Source organism: Candidatus Poriferisodalis multihospitum, from assembly GCF_028283155.1.
Lineage (GTDB): Bacteria > Actinomycetota > Acidimicrobiia > Acidimicrobiales > Poriferisodalaceae > Poriferisodalis > Poriferisodalis multihospitum.
Genome location: NZ_JAPYOK010000022.1, coordinates 1 through 17,567, shown reverse-complemented (window position 1 = coordinate 17,567; position 17,567 = coordinate 1). Strand labels below are relative to the sequence as shown.

Sequence of the window (17,567 nt, the reverse complement as noted above, 5' to 3'; positions counted from 1 at the left end):
CTGGCCATGCCGGCACCGACGAGCGAGACCCGGGCGATGTCGGCATCGGTGTTCGTCGCTGAGAAGCCCACCGTGTCCACCATTCCCTCGCAGATGACGCGCACATCATCGGCGCTCTCCGCGGGAACGGTGAACGAGATGTCGGTGCGGTCGTGGTCGCCCACGTTCTGCACGATCATGTCGACCACAACCGCCGCGTCGGCGAGCGTGCGGAACACCTTGGCGGCGATGCCCGGCTCGTCGCGGACGCCGACCAACGTCACCTTGGCCTGCGATGTGTCCGGCACGATGCCGGTCACGATCGGCTTTTCCATTTCCCTTGCGTCCATGCCTGACTCCGTGTCGACGACCCAAGTTCCCGGTTCCCACGTGAATGCCGAGCGCACGTGCAGGGGAACGCCGTACGTGCGGGCAACCTCGACCGAGCGGGCAGCCGGCTTGGGGCAGCCCATCGCGGTCATCTCGAGCAGTTCATCGAACCCGATGCGCGCAATCTTGCGAGCGGCGGGGCACACCCGGGGATCAGTCGTGAAGACCCCCGAAACATCCGTGTAGAGCTCGCAGGCGTCGGCGCCGAGGCCGTGCGCCAGGGCAACGGCCGTGGTGTCGGACCCGCCGCGTCCCAGGAACGTCACGTCGTTGTCGGTCGACACGCCCTGCGCTCCGGCAACGACAGCGACGCGACCGGCTTCGAGCGACTCGGTCACCCGCTTGGGCGTGACCGACAGGATCTTGGCGTTGCGGTGGTTCGTGTCGGTGAGAAAGCCCGCCTGGCTGCCGGTGAACGAGTCGGCCGCAACGCCCACATCGTGCAGCGCCATGCACATGAGCGCGATGGCCTTGCGCTCGCCTGCGGTGATGAGCATGTCGAGCTCGCGGCCCGACGGTTCGTCGGTGATCTGGGAGGCCAGTGCGATGAGCTCGTCGGTCTCCGAGCCCATGGCGCTGACGACCAGCACGATTTCGTCGCCGCGGCTGCGGCAGTGCTTCACGTGGTCGGCAACCTCGCGCATGCGCGCCGCGCTGGCGATCGACGTTCCGCCGAACTTCTGCACTACCAGTGGCACGTCGGGCGAGGGTACCGGGGGCGCTTGCGGGCGGACCGGGTGTTTGCTTCCGGGGGGGATGCTCCCGGAGTGCTGTCGAGGCGTCGGTAGTGTGACCGCCGGCACATCTCAGGGGCACTTATGAGCAGCGAGAAACGACAGCGGCAGCGGGAGAACCGCATGCGGGCGGTTGCCCAAGCGGAACGCGCGAAGAAGCGTTCGAGCACTACTCGCAAGGTGTTGCGAGTGGTGATCATCGTGGCGGCCGTGCTGCTCGCGATCTTCCTGTGGAGCTACTTCAGCGGCGACGACTCGGACGGAGGAGACGAGACGGCAGATGCTGCGGTCGCTGCCGAGGCGACCGAGGTCACATCGTTTGAGACTGATGAGCCGGGCGACGAGGCACAGGCGGCCACTGAGGCTGCGGCCGAGTCTGAGGTCGACAGCGATCCCGATGAGGCGGCTGCGCCCGACCCGACGTCGTGTCCTGCCGAGGACGGCAGCGATGGGCCGCTCAACCAGTTCGACGCCCCGCCCCCGCTCTGCATCGACCCCGACACCATGTACGTCGCGGCTTTCGAGACGAACATGGGCAGCTTCACGATGCTGCTCGACCCTGCGCTCGACATCGACAGCGTCAACAACTTTGCAGTGCTTGCCCGCTGGGGCGCCTTCGATGGCACGCTGTTCCACCGGATCATCTCTGACTTCGTGATCCAGGGCGGCGATGTGCAGCTCGACTTCGGCCGCGGCGGGCCCGGCTACCAGTTCACCGGCGCCTTCCCGCCTGCAGACGACTGGTACCGGATCGGCTCGGTGGCCATGGCCAACCGGGGCAATCCGGCCACCAACGGCTCGCAGTTCTTCGTGATCACCGGCCCCAACGGCGCCGGTTTGCCGCCGCTGTACTCGCCGCTCGGCCATGTTGTCGAGGGAATGGACGTCGTCATGGAGATCGAAGGCGTCGCTACCGGGGCAGGCGACGTGCCGGTCCAGGATGTTGTGGTCAAGAGCGTGACCATCAGCGAGGCCAGCCAAGCTCAGATCGACGCGTACACCGATGCGCGCAGCTAGCGAGAACGGGGCGGCGGGCCCAACGCGTCGAACCGATCAGGCGTAGGCTCGCTCCGATGCAGCGCCAGTCAGAAGACGGCCCCACGGAGCCGCCCGAGTCGGGATGGTCATTCCCTCCCGCGTCGACCGCGGACGAGAACGGCCTCGTCGGTGCGGGAGCCGACCTCGAGGCGGGCACGCTGCTCGGCGCCTACCGAGCCGGACTGTTCCCCATGCCGCTGGGCGACACCGTGGGCTGGTGGTCGCCCGACCCGCGAGGCATCCTGCCGCTCAGCTACCTGCGGGTGAGCCGCTCGCTGCGGCGAGCCTGCCGACGGTTCGACATCCGCATCGACACCGCCTTCGAGCAGGTGCTGGAGTCGTGCGCCGATCCCGCCCGCCCGCACGGCTGGATCAGCGACGACATGCACAACGCCTACCTGCAGCTCCATGAGCTCGGGTGGGCCCACAGCGTGGAGACCTGGCTCGACGACGAACTGGTGGGCGGCCTGTACGGCGTGGCCGTGGGCGCCTTCTTCGCCGGCGAGTCGATGTTCCACACCGAGACCGATGCCTCCAAGGTGGCCCTCGTGGCGCTGGTGGATGCGCTCAAGGTGACCGGCGGCGCGCTGCTGGACGTGCAATGGAGCACACCGCACCTGGCCGGGCTCGGTGCCGTGGAGATCGAGCGTGCGGCCTACCTGGAGCTGCTGGCCGAAGCCATCACGCGGCCGCTGCCTGAGATCTGGCTGCGCCCGATGGTCTTCCGCATGCTCGACGGCTGAGAGGCTGAGCCGCATGGCGACGCCGGAGCGTTCGCGACCGTGGCTGATGCGCACGTACTCGGGGCACTCCACCGCCCAGGCCTCCAACGAGCTGTACCGGTCGATGCTGGCCAAGGGCCAGACCGGGCTGTCGGTGGCGTTCGACCTGCCGACCCAGACCGGCTACGACCCCGACCACTCGATGGCGCGCGGCGAGGTGGGCAAGGTGGGCGTGCCGGTCACCCACCTGGGCCACATGGCCCAGCTCATGGACGGCATCCCGCCCGACGCCATGAACACCTCCATGACCATCAACGCCACGGCGCCGTGGCTGCTGAGCCTGTACATCGCCAACGCGCAGAACGCCGGGGTGGCGGCCGAGGCGCTGCGGGGCACCACCCAGAACGACATCGTGAAGGAGTACCTGAGCCGGGGGACATTCATCTTCCCGCCCGAGGCCAGCCGCCGCCTCACCGTCGACGTGGTGGCGTACTGCTCCGAGCACGTGCCGCAGTGGAACCCGATCAATGTTTGCAGCTATCACCTGCAGGAAGCCGGTGCTACGCCCACCCAGGAGATCGCCTACGCGCTGGCCACCGCGATCGACGTGCTCGACGCGGTGCGCGACAGCGGCAAGGTGCCCGCCGAGCGCTTCGACGCCGCAGTGGGCAGCATCTCGTTCTTCGTGAACGGGGGCATCCGGTTCATCGAAGAGGTCTGCAAGGTGCGGGCCTTCACCCAGATGTGGGACCAGATCTGCGCCGAGCGCTACGGCGTGGCCGACCCCAAGCTGCGGCGGTTCCGCTACGGCGTGCAGGTGAACTCGCTCGGGCTCACCGAGGCGCAGCCCGAGAACAACGTGGCCCGGATCACGCTCGAGGCCTTGGGCGTGACGCTGTCGCAGCGGGCGCGGACCCGCTCGCTGCAGCTGCCTGCCTGGAACGAGGCGCTGGGGCTGCCGCGGCCCTGGGACCAGCAGTGGTCGCTGCGGATCCAGCAGGTGCTGGCGCACGAGACCGACCTGCTGGAGTACGGCGACATTTTCGACGGCTCGGTGGTGGTCGAGGGACGTACGGCCGAGCTGGTGGAGGCAGCGCAGGCTGAGCTGGACGACGTGCTGGAGATGGGCGGCGCGTTCGCCGCGATCACCGAGCTGAAGCGGCGCCTGGTGGCGAGCCACACCGAGCGGGTGCGCCAGATCGAGGCCAGCGAGCTGACCGTGGTGGGAGTGAACGAGTTCACCGAGACGGCACCGTCGCCGCTGGAGGGCGACGAGTCGATCCTGCGGGTGGATCCTGAGGTGGAGGCCGAGCTGGTTGCCGATCTCGAGAGCTGGCGGGGCGCACGCGACCCGAACCGGGTCGTCGCAGCCCTCGACGACCTGCGGGTGGCCGCATCGGGCGATGTGAACATCATGGGGCCGAGCATCGAGGCCGCCCATGCCGGGGTGACGACCGGCGAATGGGCGCAGGCCCTGCGCGAGGTGTTCGGCGAGTTCCGTGCGCCGACCGGCTTGGGCGGCGCGGGCGCCGGCCGGGCGTCGAGGGGAACGGCGCTGGCAACCGTGGCCCAGCGGTGCGCGGCAATGGAAGGCGGGCCGCCCAGGGTGCTGGTTGCCAAGCCGGGCCTCGACGGCCATTCCAACGGCGCCGAGCAGGTGGCGGTCGCGGCCCGCGATGCCGGCATGGAAGTGGTGTACGAGGGCATCCGGCTGACCCCGGGTCACATTGCCGCAACGGCGCTGCGTGACGCCGGTGTGGCGGCGGTCTACACCCCGAAGGACTTCGAACTGGCCGCGATCATGGCCGACATCGCCGGCCTGGCCGAGAAGTCACGCACTGACGCCGGCTGAGGGACGCGGCACGCTCATGTCGTTCAGCTCCCACCGGGTGCGACCCCCAACGGGGGCATGAGGATCCGGTGATGGGCACCGCCGGGCGCCGAAGGCGTCGCCGGCTCTGGAAACTGCTCGTTCCGGGCTTCATCGTGCTGTACATCGCGATGATCCCGCTCAATTCGGTGCTGGAAACCGATCACGTCGAGGTCTTCCCCTTCTTCAAGTGGAAGCTCTTCACCAACATCCCCGACTGGGAGACGTTTGAGTACGCCCTCGTCATCGACGCCATCGATGGGGAGCCGCCGGCCGAGACCCTCTACCTCATCCCGAGCGCGGACGTCCGGGACTGGAAAGCGCTGCGACGCGTCGCGATCGCATGCAACAAGGACCGTGGCTGCGATGAAGCGGTCACTGACGTGCTGTACCCCATCATCCGGCGCGCCCTCGGCGAGCGCAGTGTCGACTTCAGCATCATCAGAGCCGACGTCAATCTGCACGACTTGCAGGACAACATCACCGATTTCGCCGACGGACGGCTGACCAGAGCCGAGCTTCTTCGACCCGACAAACTGATCGTCCAGTGGAATACCGACACGGGTCGCATCGACACTGCGCTGGATGGCGGCTGAGCCATGTCTGTGCGAATCCGACGGAGTTTGCGACAGGTCCGCAAGTCGGTTCTCAGCCTCGACATCGCTGAGCCTCGAACCCCCGCCGAACTGACTCGCAGCGCGAACAACGTGGTGCTGCTGAGCCGCTTCTACTACGTGTTCCTCGCCTACCTCGTCGGCACCGCCCACTACCCGTTCGGCGATGCCTACTCCGGCGGTCCGCCGACCGCGCCACTGTGGCCCATCAGGCTGGTAGAGCAGGTCGTGGGTACGGCATGGCTGCGGCACGAGCTTGCGCTGATGGCGGTCGGTCTGCTGTTTGCTCTCGGGGCCGCGGCCAGCCCGCGCATCTTCGTCTTGCGGCTCGGTGCGTTCGTGCACCTGATGCTGCATGTCGCGATTCGCAACTCGTACGGCTCCATCAATCACGGCGTGCACATCTTGCTGCTGGTCGGGTTCGCACTGCTGTTCCTGCCAGGTCGTCGGAGCGACCAACGCCACGAACGGAACAACGTGCGGCCGTGCTTGGCGGCCTTGTGGATGGCACAGAGCGTCATCCTGCTGTCGTACACCCTGTCGGGCGTCTGGAAGATCTGGTACGGCCGGCTCGAACTGTTCACCTCCGACGCTCTGACGCGCATCCTGCTGGATCGGTTGCTCGCAGAAGCCGACGAGATTCCGGTGCTGCTGCCGTTCGTCGCGCAACGCGACTGGCTGGCGCAGTCCATGTGGTGGATGACGCTCTACATCGAGATCTTCGCGCTGCTGGTGGTGTTCCGGCCCCATCTGCATCGTCCGATCGGCGCTGTGCTCATGCTGTTCCACATCACCAGCGACCTGCTCATGAACATCTCGTTCTCCCTCAACATCGTGATGGTGGGGCTGTTCCTGCTGCTGTCGCCGCTTGCCCCTGACCGGTTCTCGCTGTCGGGGACCGTCCGGTCGCTGCCGATCGTGGGCATACCGTTCCGCATCATGAAACGCCGCCAGCAGTCACAGCAGCCCCGGCACGCCGATCGGGTCTGGCTGGTCTACGACGGCGAGTGCCTGATGTGCAACAACTACGCCCAGTACTTGCGGCTGCGAGAAACTGTGGGCGAGTTCGTGCTGGTTGATGCGCGCCAAGGCGGCCCGATTGTCGACGAGGTGCGGAGGCTGCCGCACGATCTGAATGACGGGATGGTGGTGAAGATCGGCGACCGGTTCTTCGTCGGTCATGAAGCGCTGCACGTGCTCGCGCTGCTGTCCACCGATCGTGGAGCCTTCAACAAGTTCAACCGGCTGGCGTTCAGCTCGCCGCTGATCTCACGCTTCACGTACCCGCTGATGAAGGCTGGGCGCTGGGTGTTGCTGAAGCTGAAGGGCGTGGAGCGGATCCGTTAACGCGTCTGCGCCCGGGGCGGGCGGGGGCAGGTGCACCCGTGCTTCAAACATGCGCAGCGCCGCCCGTTGCGAGGTGGACGGGCTGTAGCGCTGCGAACTGCGCGCGGGCACACCTGCCCCCGCCCGCCCCTGGTTCTCTCGGGCACTCAGGCTTCGGGCCAGGGATCGTCGGGGTCTGGGTCCGCTAGGCAGTCGTTGTCGGCGCCTTCTTTGCGGCCGGTCCAGCGGACTTGACCGGGGGTGGCGCTGAGGTGGGCGATCACGTTCTGCTGCACTATCCCGTCCACTTCGACGAACACATCACGGGCTTTGGCGTGGGGATCGGCTGCCAGCTGGCTCATGTCGAGGACCGGGGCTGCGGCTGCCTGGGCGTTGTCGAATGCTGCGACTGCCTCGGCCAGGGTGCGCTGGCTCACCCATGTGGCCATGGCCTCGTCGAGCTCGGCGCGGTGCGCCATGCGGCCCTCGAAGGTGGTGAAGCGCTCGTCGTCGCCGATGCCGATCATCTCCATGACCCTGGCAGCCACCGAGTCTGTGGAGCTGCTGACGGCCAGCCATCCGCCGTCGGACGCCTGGTAGGTGCCGCGCGGGACGCTGTAGGGGATGCCCGATCCGAGGCGAGGCTGCAGGTAGCCCTCGGTGTGCCATGCGGTCATGAGCGGCCCCATCGCCTGCGACATGGACTCGAGCAGGTTGACGTCGACCACCTGGCCGACTCCGCTGCGGAGGGCAACCATCGCCGCGAACGCTCCGGCCAGGCCGGCGATCTCGTCGGTGAGCGCTACCGGTGGCAGCAGCGGCGCGCCGTCGGCCTCGCCGTTCATCGAGGCGAAGCCGCTCATCGCCTCGGCGAGCGTCGCGAAGCCCGGCCGGTCGCGGTATGGGCCGTCCTGGCCGAAGCCGGTCAGCCGCACCACCACCAGCTTCGGATTGGCTGCGATCAGCTCGTCGGGCACCAAGCCGAGCGCTTCGAGCTTGCCGGGCCGGAAGTTCTCCACCAGCACATCGGCGACGGCCAGCAGCCGACGCAGCAGTGCCAAGTCGCCGGCGGCCTTGAGATCGAGCGTGACGCAGCGCTTGTTGCGGTTGACGAGCCGCCACCACAGGGTCTCGCCCTGTGCGTCCTTCCATCCCATGTTGCGGACGGTGTCGCCTCCGGGGCGCTCCACCTTGATGACATCGGCGCCGAAGTCGGCCAGGTAGCGGGCGCAGTGCGGCCCGGCGAACACCGATGACAGATCCACGACTCGCAGGCCGTCGAGCGGCATGGCCGCAGCGGGATTCGGGCCTGCTGGCACGGTCAGCGGTAGCGGACGGCGGGCCAGGACGTGGGTGCCTGCCAGGGGCGGCCGCTGAAACGCCACTTGCTGGATGTCGCTGCGTGCGGTGCGGCCGGGACCGGACGGGGCCACAGCAGCTCCAGCGCCGTGACGATGGCGGCGGCCTCCTCCGCGGTCGCTGCGGGCGTGATGGCCACGTGCGAAGCGTCGATCACAGGGGCTGTCACCGGTCGCTCGCCCGTTAGAGCGGCACGTTGCCGTGCTTGCGGCGCGGCAACTCTTCTCGCTTGGCCCCGATCATGTCGAACGCGGCAATGACCTTCTGGCGGGTCTCGGCCGGGTCGATGACCGCATCCACGATGCCCCGCTCGGCTGCGATGTAGGGGTTGGCGTACTTGCGGCTGTATTCGTCGACCAGCGCCGCCTTGCGGGCCTCGGGGTCTGCGGCCTGCTGCAGCTCGCGCCGGTTCAGGATCTCGACCGCTCCCTGCGGCCCCATCACCGCGAGCTCGGCCGTGGGCCAGGCGAAGCTGACGTCACAGCCGACCGACTTGGAGTCCATCACGACGTAGGCGCCGCCGTAGGCCTTGCGGGTGATGACCTGCACCCGCGGCACGGTGGCCTCGCAATAGGCGTAGAGCAGCTTGGCGCCGTGGCGGATGATGCCGCCGTGCTCCTGGTCGACGCCGGGCAGGAAGCCGGGCACGTCCACGAACGTCAGCAGCGGGATGTTGAAGGCATCGCAGAACCGCACGAAGCGGGCCGCTTTCTCCGACGACTCGATGTCGAGCACGCCGGCCATCACCATCGGCTGGTTGCCGACGACGCCCACCGAGCGGCCGTTGAGCCGTGCGAAGCCGCACACGATGGAGCCCGCCCACGACGCGTGGTATTCGAAGAACTCGCCGTCGTCGACGACCTCCCCGATCACCTGCTTCATGTCGTAGGGCACGTTGGGGCTCTGCGGCATCAGGTCGCGCAGCGCTGGGCACGACCGGCCCGGCTCATCGGCGGCCTCGATGATCGGCGGAGCGTCCAGGTTGTTCGAGGGCAGGAACGACAGCAGGTAGCGCACGTCGTCGAGGACGGCCTTCTCGTCGGCAGCGACGAACGTGGCCACACCCGACTTGGTGCTGTGCGAGCCGGCACCGCCCAGCTCCTCGAGCGTCACGTCCTCGCCGGTGACCGTCTTCACCACGTCGGGCCCGGTGATGAACATGTGGCTGGAGTCGCGCACCATGAAGATGAAGTCGGTCATGGCGGGCGAGTAGACGGCACCGCCGGCGCACGGCCCCATGATCACGCTGATCTGCGGGATGACGCCCGAGGCGAGCACGTTGCGGCGGAAGATGCCGCCGTAGCCGGCCAGTGAGACCACCCCTTCCTGGATGCGGGCGCCGGCGCCGTCGTTCAGGCCGATGATCGGCGCGCCGACCGACTCGGCGAGGTCCATGACCTTGTGGGTTTTCTCGGCGAACACCTCGCCGAGGGCGCCGCCGAACACGGTGAAGTCCTGGCTGGCCACGAACACCTTGCGGCCGTCGATGTTGCCCCAGCCGGTGATGATGCCGTCGGTGTAGGGACGCTCGTCGAGGCCCACATCGTGCGCGCGGTGGCGGGCGAGCATGTCGAGTTCGTGGAACGTGCCCTCGTCGAAGAGGTACTCGATGCGCTCGCGGGCGAGCATCTTGCCCTTGTCGTGCTGGCGCTGGACTGCCCGCTCCGGGCCGGCGTTCAGCGCCTCGTCGCGGCGGCGGGCCAGCTCCTCGAGGCGCTCGTCCATAGTCGGCTCAGACATTCAGCAGAGCCTACGAGAGCCAGCCGTCCGGTACCCAAGCCCGGGATTCGCCTCTGGCTCAGCCTCTAGGCTGCGGGCATGGAGCTGGGGCCTGTGCATCACGTATCGATCAACTGCGCCGATGTGGATGCAGCGGCGCCGTTCTACACCGACGTCTTGGGCATGAAGCAGCTCGACCGGCCCGACTTCGGCTTCAACGGGCGGTGGCTGCAGACGCCTGGCGGCGGTGAGGTGCACCTCATCGAAGTGGCCGACTGGGTGGCGCCCAAGGGCCAGCACTGGGCCTTCAAGGTGGAGGACATCGACGCCACCGTGGCCGAGCTGCGCGACGCCGGCGTGAAGGTCAAAGACCCGGTGCCGCTGCCGGGAACGACTGCCCGCCAGACGTTCTTCTTCGACCCGGCCGGCAACATGATCGAGCTGAACCAGCCCGCCTGAGACCGGCGCCGCGACAATCCAGCGTCGCCTCAGCTATAGATCAGCGCGGTAGGCCGCGAGATTCATCACCCGTTCGAGCAAGTTCTCGGCGCCGATCCCTTCGCAGAGTTCTTCGAAACCCCGATGCGGGCCGCGCCAAGCCAACTCGTCGACGCTGTCTGACACCGGCGCGTCGGTGCGCACCGTGGCGATGCGGCGGAACAGCAGGGCGAGATCACGCTCGCCGGCGAGCGTTGCGGCGAGACCGGCCGCGCCCCGGACCTTGGGCGCCCAGTCGTCGTGCGAGTCGGGAATGTTCTCAATGTGGCCGTAGTGCGACAGCATCACCGACGTCGACTTGGCGCCCCAGCCCCGCAGGCCCGGAAAGCCATCGGCATTGTCGCCCACCAAGCCCAGGTAGTCGGGTATGGACTCAGGGCTGACGCCGAACTTCGCCTCTACCCCTGCCACGTCGATGATCTCGTCGGCCCGTCGGTTCCACTGAACGACCTTGCCGCCGACGCACTGGCCCAAGTCCTTGTCGGGAGTGCAGATCACCACCTGCCGGACGCGGTCGTCGTCAGCGGCCATCGCGGCACCTGCCGCCATGGCGTCGTCGGCTTCGAACTCGATCATCGGCCACACGGCGACGCCCAGCAGCCGCAGCGCATCCTCGGTGGGATGGAACTGCGACAGCAGGTCGGGCTCGATCCCCGAGCCGTCCTTGTACCCGGGCCACAGATCGTTGCGGAACGACTCCACGACATGGTCGGTGGCCACAGCAACGTGGGTGGCGCCGCCCTCCAGGAGCATCACGATGTTGCCCAGCACGCCCCGCAGCGCCCCCGCCTCGCTGCCGTCAGCCGCCTTGCGGCTGGGCACCGCAAAGGCCCGCTCTAGAGTTGGCGCGGCCGATCCGCCGGGAGACACCTCCGGCGGGGCACCGCACACCGAGGCGACCGCCGCGTACGACAACCCATGACCCTGAGGGGACGACATGAAGGTTCCGTTTACTGTTTCCGACTTCCTGTACCGGGCTGAGAACGTCTACCCGGACCGGGTGGCGCTGGCAGACGAGCCCGAGGCGCCCGGCGGCGGGCTCGGGGAGATCACCTATGCCCGGTTCGGCGAGCTGGTGCGGGCCCAGGCGGCCAAGCTGGACCAGCTCGGCATCGGCCACGGCGAGCGGGTGGCGATGGTGTCGCAGAACGCCGGCCGGCTGATGACGTCGTTCTACGGCGTGTCGGGCTATGGCCGCATCTTCGTGCCGATCAACTTCCGGCTCAGCCACGACGAGATCAGCTACATCATCGATCACTGCGGCGCCACGATGCTGCTGGTGGACCCCTCCATGGAGGACACCTGCAAGGACATCGACGTGGAGCACTTCGTGGTGATGGGCACCGACGCCGACGACCAGATGTACGCGCCGGGCGCGGAGCCGGCCCCGTGGACGCCCGACGAGGATGTCACCGCCACCATCAACTACACCTCGGGCACCACCGCCCGCCCCAAGGGAGTGCAGCAGACCCACCGGGCGCTGTGGGTGAACGCCACCACGTTCGGCTGGCACTCGGGCGTCAGCGACCGCGACGTGTACCTGCACACCCTGCCGATGTTCCATTGCAACGGCTGGGGCATGCCCTATGCCGTCACCGGCATGGGCGGCAAGCACGTGGTGCAGCGTGAGGTGCGCGGCCCCGAGATCCTGAAGCGCATCGAGCAGCACGGCGTCACGCTGATGTGCGGCGCACCTGCGGTGGTGGCCGCTGTGCTGGACGCAGCGGCCGAGTGGGAAGGACCCATTCCCGGCAGCGGGCAGGTGCGGATGGTGGTGGCGGGCGCCCCGCCCCCCACGCGCACCATCGCCCGCATGGAGACCGAGCTGGGCTGGGAGTTCATCCAGATCTACGGCCTGACCGAGACGGCGCCGCTGCTGACCATGAACCGCTGCCGGCCCGAATGGGACGACTTCGAGCCCGACGAGAAGGCCCGCAAGCTGAGCCGGGCCGGTGCGCCGGCAATCGGCGTGAAGATCGACGTGGACAACCAGGGCGAGATCCTGGCCCGGGCGAACGTCGTGCTCGAGGGCTACTGGGAGCAGCCCGAGGCGACTGCGGAGGCCATCGTGGACGGCTGGTTCCACACCGGCGACGGCGGCTCGATGGACGATGAGCACCACGTGACCATCTCGGACCGCAAGAAGGACGTGATCATCTCGGGCGGCGAGAACGTGTCGTCCATCGAGGTGGAGGACGTGCTGTTCAGCCATCCCGCGGTGACCGAAGTGGCCGTGATCGGCGTGCCCGACGAGAAGTGGGGCGAGACCATCAAGGCCCTGGTGGTCGTCGACGCTGCCGGCGATGCCGTGTCCGAGCGTGATCTCATCGATTTCTGCCGGGACCGTATGGCGCACTTCAAGTGCCCGACCAGCGTCGAGTTCCGCGAGGAGTTGGCCCGCACCGCCACTGGCAAGCTGCAGAAGTTCAAGCTCCGTGCGCCCTACTGGGAGGGCATGGAGAAGCAGATCAACTAGAGCGGCTCGACGCCGCCTTCTGCGCGGCGGCGTTCTACGAAGTCGGTGAGCTCGGCGCGGATGGCGTCGTCCATCGGCGGTTCTTCGTAGTCGGCGAGCAACTGCTTCCAGATGCCGTTCGCCCGCTGGGTGGCGTCGAGCGCGCCGTCCTCGTACCACGTCTCGAAGTTGCGCCAGTCCGACAGCGTCGGCTCGTAGAAGGCGCTGTCGTAGCGCTCCAGCGTGTGGGCCGCACCGAAGAAGTGGTTGGCAGGCCCCACCTCGGCAATGGCATCGAAGGCAAGCGAAGCGTCATCGATCTGGGTGGGCTGCAGCATCGCCCGGATCATCTGGATCATCTCGGCGTCGATGATGACCTTCTCATAGGAGGCGCACAGCCCGCCCTCGATCCAGCCGAGACCGTGCAGCACGTAATTGATGCCGCCCACGATGCACGCCCACAGCGACATCTGCGACTCGTAGGTGGCTTGGGCGTCGGGAGCGTTGGAGGCGTTCGCGTTCGAGGCCCGCAGCGGCAAGCCGTACCGGCGCGCCAACTGGCCGCTGATGATCGTTGCCTTCACATACTCGGGCGTGCCGAATGCCGGAGCACCCGACCGCATGTCGACGTTCGAAGTGAAGCTGCCGTACACGACCGGCACTCCGGGGTTCACGAGCTGCGCCAGCGTGATGCCGGCGAGCGCTTCGGCGTTCTGCAGGGTGAGTGCGCCGGCGATCGTGACCGGCGCCATCGCCCCCGCCAAGGTGAACGGCGTGTACACGACCGGCTGGCCGTGGCGGGCCAGCTCGATGGCGCCCTCCAGCATCGGTTTGTCGTACACGAGCGGCGAGTTGGCGTTGACGACCGTGTGGATGGACGGCTCGCGCAGCAGCGTCTCATGGTCGATGCCGCGGGCGATGCGGGCGATCTCGATGGCGTCGCTGACACGGGTGCGGCCCAGCGAGTAGCAGAACCCGGGCTTGGTGGACAGGGTGTACATGGCCGACACCGCGTCCAGGTGACGGGTGCGCACGTCGAGATCGATCGGCTCGACGGAGTGGCCGGTGCAGGCGTCCGCGGCGTCGAGCGCCTGCTGCAGGCGCAGCATGTTGCAGAAGTCGGCGTAGTTGCCGCTGACCCGACCTCGATCGAGGTCGGACACGTTCGGCGGGCTGCCGACCATGCCGAAGACGACCCAGTCGTCGCCGAAGACCACGCTGTTGGCCGGATCGCGGGCGTGCAGGGTGAAGGTTGACGGGGCGAGCGCCACCTGCTCGACGACCATCTCGGGATCGAACCGCACCCGCACGCCGTCGTCGGAGCTGGCCCCAGCTTCGAGCAGGATCTGCACCGCTTCGGGCAGCAGGAAGTTCATGCCGATCTCGGACAGCACCCGCAGCGACGCCTCGTGGATGCGTTCGACTTCGTCGGCGCTGATGAGCTCGACGGGCCGGAAGGTGTTGCGTGCCTGCTGCTGTGGCGCCGCCGCGGCGACTGCGGTCGCGTCCCGGCGTCTACGGCCTCGACGCGTCATCGTCGCTTTGCCGCTGAGGGACTCTGACTCTCAAGCCTGGGCTCACTGAGCCGCACCGTACGGTCCTGTCTGGATCACGTCAATATGAACAAGATGCACATCGCGCAATAACTGAATGTCAGAGGCGCAACCCGGCCAAGATGGCCGCTCGCTCGTCCGCGGTCGGGGAACGACCCACGTAGATATCGAAGTAGTACGTGAGCGCTTCGATGCGGGCATCCATCGGCTCATCAACCTCGAGCTCGTACCAGCCCATCTGCAGGAAGTAGATGGTGCGCGCACGGTGAAGTCTCATGACCGGGTCGCTCACCTCAGCCGCGAGCATCTCCACGCACGCATCTACCCGCCGCTCATCGGTGGCCCTCAGCTTCTGCCACAACTCGGGATTGCTGCGGCCCCAATTCCGCACGGCCACTTCGAGGCGCGGGTCGAATCGCTCGAATCCCAGCCAGCAGCGCATCAATGCGACGTACCGATCGACGATGCTGCCCTCGAGCGTCGCTGCCCGGATGATCGAACCTGAGTTGGTCTCCTCCCACACCTCGAGCAGGCGATTGAGCAGGGCTTCGTGGTTCTCGAAGTGCCAGTAGAAGCTGCCCCGGGTGACGCCGAGCCGCTTGGCGAGCGGCAGGATCTTGACGGCGCTGATGCCGTCGGAGACGAGCACCTCCAGTGCGGCAGTCACCCAGTCGTCTGCGCTCAGGCGTGCCCGTTGAGCCATCGAGCCACCCTAGTGAGAGGGTCCGTGGATGGGCTTACCCTAGGAGCGTGTCGGTGGAGAGACTGACGTCAGCGCTGGGCGCACGCCGAAGCGACACGTTGACCTTCGAGGAGCTGGTGCGCCAGTCCGGGCTCGACGAAGAACTGGTGCGGCTCGCGACCGACACCGGCCTCGTGCGGCCGTTGCGCACCTCCGCAGGCGGTGCCGATGACGCGCCCGACACTGCCAGCGGTGCGGCGGACGGCGAGGGTGCCATGGCCGGCACGCTCTACAGCGCCGGGGCGCTGACGATGCTGCGCGCGGCCACGGAGCTGCTCGCCGCCGAGATGCCGCTCGACGATCTCATCGGCCTCGCGCTGCGGCACGCATCGAACATGGAAGCTGTCGCCGCGGATGCGGTCGGGCTGTTCGCCGACCGCTTCGCCGACGTGCCCACTGCACAGCGCGCCGACCTGGCTGCTCGCCTGATCCCGCTGGTCACCGATCTGGTGGCGCAGCACTTCCGCGAGTCGCTCGTCGAGCACGCCACCGAGCGCATCCTGGCCGGCGACATCGACGATGAGCCGGCCCGTTCCGATGCGATGGCAACCGATTCGCCGGACGCCCGGTCCGCAGGGGATCCGGGCCGCCGCACCTCAGCGGGGTTGCGTACCCGAACCGCCCTGACCTTGGAATGCCGGGAGCTGTCCGGTGAGCTGGACCCGCTGGCGGTGTTCGCCGCCTCCGACGCGCACCAGCGCGTGTACTGGGCGTGTCCCGACGGCGACCTGGAGTTCTGTGCGCTCGGCAGCGCTTTCGACGCCACCGCCGAGGCCGGCACCGACCGCTTCGCCTCTGTCGCCGACACGCTGAGCCTGCTGGACGTCACCGTGAGCGGTGACAGCGGTCATCCGATCGGGCCGCTGGCCGTGGGCGGGTTCTCGTTCCGTCCCGACGCGCCCGCGGCGGACTCGGTGTGGGCGCCATTCGGCACCGGCTGCCTGACGGTGCCCGAAGTGCTCGTCGTGCGCCGGAGCGGCCAGTCCTGGCTGACCTCGGTGCCCGGTGCCCCCGTCTGGCCGGTGATGGCCGCGTCACGATCGGGAGTCGGGGGGGCATGTGCCACCTGCGGCGCGGCTGACGGCAGCGGCGTCTGCGGCCTCGCCGCTGCTGCCGGTGCGCCCGGCGCGGACTGCGCCCGCGACGACACAACCGTGCGAGGCGACGCCGGCGACGATCTCACCGGCACAGCTGCGGGCAGCCTGGCCGATCCTGAACTCGAAGCGGGACCCGCGAGCGACCTGAATGCGGCAGCACTGGCCGTGCTCGGCGGTGGCTACCAAGTCGACGACGGCTACACCGAGCTGGTGCGGCGCGCCCTCGGCAGGATCGCCGAAGGCGGGCTGGACAAGGTCGTGACGGCGCGGGAGCTGCACATCGCGTCGGGGCTCGAGCCCATCGCGGTGCTCAACCGCCTGCGGTCGCGTTACCCGTCCTGCGTCACGTTCGCATTCGGATGCGGGGCGCAGACGTTCTTCGGTGCCACGCCCGAACAGCTGGTGCACTGCGACGGGCTGCGGCTGCAGACCGACGCGCTGGCCGGCTCGGGGCCGCGTGTCGGCGATCCGGCACGCGACCGGGAACTCGCGGCCGAGTTGCAACGCGATCCCAAGGAGCTGACCGAGCACGCCATGGTGGTCACCGACGTGCGTGACACGCTGCGTACATGCGGCGCGGCGCTCGACGCCCCCTCGCCGACTGGCGTCATGGAACTGCGGCGCATCATGCACCTGCACACACCCATCAGCGGGCGCGTCCCCGCCGGCACGACGGTGCTGGATCTCGCGAGCGCACTGCACCCGACGGCAGCGGTTGCCGGCCTCCCGCGGCGCGTCGCCCGCGACTGGATCTCAGAGCACGAGGGCTTCGAACGCGGTTGGTACGCATCTCCGGTGGGCTGGACGACGCTGGACGGGCGCGGCGAGTTCCGCGTCGCGCTGCGCTGCGCGCTGACCGGTCCCGCCGAGACTCGGCTGTTCGCCGGCGGCGGCATCGTGGAGGGCGCAGATCCCGATGCCGAGCTGACCGAGACCAACATCAAGCTCGAGGCCCTCCTGTATGCGCTCGAGGACGACTGAGCGGCAGCATGCAGATCTCCGACGACGACGCTGCCTACCTCGCCTGCCGGTCACTCTGCGAGAGGTTGGTGGCTGCGGGCGTCACCGATGCGGTGGTGTCGCCGGGCTCGCGCTCGATGCCGCTGGCACTCACCGTCGATGCCGCCGCCGGCCTGCGCACCTGGATCCGGATCGACGAGCGATCGGCCGGGTACTTCGCGCTCGGGCTGGCCAAGGGCTCGGGAAGGCCCGTGCTGCTGGTGTGCACGTCAGGCACTGCAGCGGCCAACTACCTGCCGGCGGTGGTCGAGGCGCACTACTCCGGCGTACCGCTGGTGGTGCTGACCGCGGACCGGCCGCTAGAGCTGCGGGGCTGGGGAGCGGGGCAGACCATCGATCAGCACGGGCTGTACGGCAGCCATGTGCGCTGGTTCTGCGAAACCCCCGTGGCTTCCGAATTGCCGCCCGACGAGGCCGCGCGGTGGTTCGGTGCGGCGGCGGCGCGAGCAGT

Annotated in this window: 16 protein-coding genes; 9 read left to right on the top strand and 7 right to left on the bottom strand. The window is 68.3% G+C overall.

What is annotated here, in order from left to right; all coding sequences use genetic code 11:
* Positions 1–1,067, bottom strand: a 1,067-nt coding sequence (locus tag VI480_RS00795) for an aspartate kinase (protein WP_323670906.1), incomplete at its 3' end; no start/stop codon positions are given.
* A gap of 120 nt (positions 1,068–1,187) precedes the next feature.
* Here VI480_RS00795 and VI480_RS00790 point away from each other — a divergent pair.
* From VI480_RS00790 to VI480_RS00770, 5 genes are all read left to right on the top strand, one after another.
* Positions 1,188–2,120: a peptidylprolyl isomerase gene (locus VI480_RS00790; RefSeq protein ID WP_323670905.1), complete on the top strand. Its 933-nt coding sequence runs from the start codon at positions 1,188–1,190 to the stop codon at positions 2,118–2,120.
* Between the two features lie 56 nt (positions 2,121–2,176).
* On the top strand, positions 2,177–2,884 hold the full coding sequence (gene aat / locus VI480_RS00785; protein WP_323670904.1) for a leucyl/phenylalanyl-tRNA--protein transferase: 708 nt from the start codon (positions 2,177–2,179) through the stop codon (positions 2,882–2,884).
* A 13-nt stretch (positions 2,885–2,897) separates the two neighbouring features.
* Entirely contained in the window at positions 2,898–4,715 is a 1,818-nt protein-coding gene (locus tag VI480_RS00780; RefSeq protein ID WP_323670903.1) for a methylmalonyl-CoA mutase family protein, read from the top strand.
* Positions 4,716–4,786: 71 nt separating this feature from the next.
* Positions 4,787–5,329 (top strand): hypothetical protein, encoded by a 543-nt coding sequence (locus VI480_RS00775; RefSeq protein WP_323670902.1) that lies wholly within the window; start codon positions 4,787–4,789, stop codon positions 5,327–5,329.
* 3 nt (positions 5,330–5,332) lie between these two features.
* Positions 5,333–6,694: a DCC1-like thiol-disulfide oxidoreductase family protein gene (locus VI480_RS00770; protein ID WP_323670901.1), complete on the top strand. Its 1,362-nt coding sequence runs from the start codon at positions 5,333–5,335 to the stop codon at positions 6,692–6,694.
* A 146-nt stretch (positions 6,695–6,840) separates the two neighbouring features.
* On the opposite strand, the gene VI480_RS00765 is transcribed toward VI480_RS00770, so the two are convergent.
* Genes VI480_RS00765 through VI480_RS00755 form a run of 3 tightly spaced genes read right to left on the bottom strand, consistent with a single transcriptional unit; the run spans position 6,841 to position 9,757 of the window.
* Positions 6,841–7,962, bottom strand: a complete 1,122-nt coding sequence (locus tag VI480_RS00765) for a CoA transferase (protein ID WP_323670900.1) — start codon at positions 7,960–7,962, stop codon at positions 6,841–6,843.
* 32 nt (positions 7,963–7,994) lie between these two features.
* Entirely contained in the window at positions 7,995–8,201 is a 207-nt protein-coding gene (locus tag VI480_RS00760; protein WP_323670899.1) for a hypothetical protein, read from the bottom strand.
* A 14-nt stretch (positions 8,202–8,215) separates the two neighbouring features.
* Positions 8,216–9,757, bottom strand: coding sequence for an acyl-CoA carboxylase subunit beta (locus VI480_RS00755; RefSeq protein ID WP_416246605.1), 1,542 nt, complete (start codon positions 9,755–9,757; stop codon positions 8,216–8,218).
* A 93-nt stretch (positions 9,758–9,850) separates the two neighbouring features.
* Here VI480_RS00755 and VI480_RS00750 point away from each other — a divergent pair, with 93 nt between their 5' ends.
* On the top strand, positions 9,851–10,210 hold the full coding sequence (locus VI480_RS00750) for a VOC family protein (RefSeq protein WP_323670897.1): 360 nt from the start codon (positions 9,851–9,853) through the stop codon (positions 10,208–10,210).
* Positions 10,211–10,243: 33 nt separating this feature from the next.
* Here VI480_RS00750 and VI480_RS00745 read toward each other — a convergent pair whose 3' ends face one another.
* Positions 10,244–11,188 carry a 5'-3' exonuclease gene (locus VI480_RS00745; protein WP_323670896.1) on the bottom strand — a complete coding sequence of 315 codons (945 nt, stop codon included), beginning with the start codon at positions 11,186–11,188 and terminating at the stop codon, positions 10,244–10,246.
* Between VI480_RS00745 and VI480_RS00740 the strand changes: the two genes are divergently transcribed.
* The gene (locus VI480_RS00740; RefSeq protein ID WP_323670895.1) at positions 11,187–12,725 is read left to right on the top strand and encodes an AMP-binding protein; all 1,539 of its coding nucleotides are present in this window, start codon (positions 11,187–11,189) and stop codon (positions 12,723–12,725) included. The two genes, VI480_RS00745 and VI480_RS00740, sit on opposite strands and share 2 nt — an antisense overlap.
* On the opposite strand, the gene VI480_RS00735 is transcribed toward VI480_RS00740, so the two are convergent.
* Together VI480_RS00735 and VI480_RS00730 are read right to left on the bottom strand one after the other, a co-directional pair.
* Positions 12,722–14,239: a trimethylamine methyltransferase family protein gene (locus VI480_RS00735; RefSeq protein WP_323670894.1), complete on the bottom strand. Its 1,518-nt coding sequence runs from the start codon at positions 14,237–14,239 to the stop codon at positions 12,722–12,724. The genes VI480_RS00740 and VI480_RS00735 overlap by 4 nt on opposite strands.
* 118 nt (positions 14,240–14,357) lie before the next feature.
* Positions 14,358–14,960 carry a TetR/AcrR family transcriptional regulator gene (locus VI480_RS00730; protein WP_323670893.1) on the bottom strand — a complete coding sequence of 201 codons (603 nt, stop codon included), beginning with the start codon at positions 14,958–14,960 and terminating at the stop codon, positions 14,358–14,360.
* 53 nt (positions 14,961–15,013) lie between these two features.
* Here VI480_RS00730 and VI480_RS00725 point away from each other — a divergent pair, with 53 nt between their 5' ends.
* Both VI480_RS00725 and VI480_RS00720 read left to right on the top strand, forming a co-directional pair.
* Entirely contained in the window at positions 15,014–17,077 is a 2,064-nt protein-coding gene (locus VI480_RS00725; protein ID WP_323670892.1) for an isochorismate synthase, read from the top strand.
* Positions 17,078–17,085: 8 nt separating this feature from the next.
* On the top strand, positions 17,086–17,567 hold a 482-nt coding region (locus tag VI480_RS00720; protein WP_323670891.1), incomplete at its 3' end, for a thiamine pyrophosphate-binding protein.

What these genes read in the sequence shown, in the direction of transcription:
- aat (WP_323670904.1), top strand. Translation starts at nt 2,177, where the DNA reads ATGCAGCGCCAGTCAGAAGACGGCCCCACGGAGCCGCCCGAGTCGGGA.
- VI480_RS00770 (WP_323670901.1), top strand. Translation starts at nt 5,333, where the DNA reads ATGTCTGTGCGAATCCGACGGAGTTTGCGACAGGTCCGCAAGTCGGTT.
- VI480_RS00750 (WP_323670897.1), top strand. Translation starts at nt 9,851, where the DNA reads ATGGAGCTGGGGCCTGTGCATCACGTATCGATCAACTGCGCCGATGTG.
- VI480_RS00740 (WP_323670895.1), top strand. Translation starts at nt 11,187, where the DNA reads ATGAAGGTTCCGTTTACTGTTTCCGACTTCCTGTACCGGGCTGAGAAC.
- VI480_RS00780 (WP_323670903.1), top strand. Translation starts at nt 2,898, where the DNA reads ATGGCGACGCCGGAGCGTTCGCGACCGTGGCTGATGCGCACGTACTCG.
- VI480_RS00745 (WP_323670896.1), bottom strand. Translation starts at nt 11,188, where the DNA reads ATGTCGTCCCCTCAGGGTCATGGGTTGTCGTACGCGGCGGTCGCCTCG.
- VI480_RS00790 (WP_323670905.1), top strand. Translation starts at nt 1,188, where the DNA reads ATGAGCAGCGAGAAACGACAGCGGCAGCGGGAGAACCGCATGCGGGCG.
- VI480_RS00730 (WP_323670893.1), bottom strand. Translation starts at nt 14,960, where the DNA reads ATGGCTCAACGGGCACGCCTGAGCGCAGACGACTGGGTGACTGCCGCA.
- VI480_RS00765 (WP_323670900.1), bottom strand. Translation starts at nt 7,962, where the DNA reads ATGCCGCTCGACGGCCTGCGAGTCGTGGATCTGTCATCGGTGTTCGCC.
- VI480_RS00755 (WP_416246605.1), bottom strand. Translation starts at nt 9,757, where the DNA reads ATGGACGAGCGCCTCGAGGAGCTGGCCCGCCGCCGCGACGAGGCGCTG.
- VI480_RS00735 (WP_323670894.1), bottom strand. Translation starts at nt 14,239, where the DNA reads ATGACGCGTCGAGGCCGTAGACGCCGGGACGCGACCGCAGTCGCCGCG.
- VI480_RS00775 (WP_323670902.1), top strand. Translation starts at nt 4,787, where the DNA reads ATGGGCACCGCCGGGCGCCGAAGGCGTCGCCGGCTCTGGAAACTGCTC.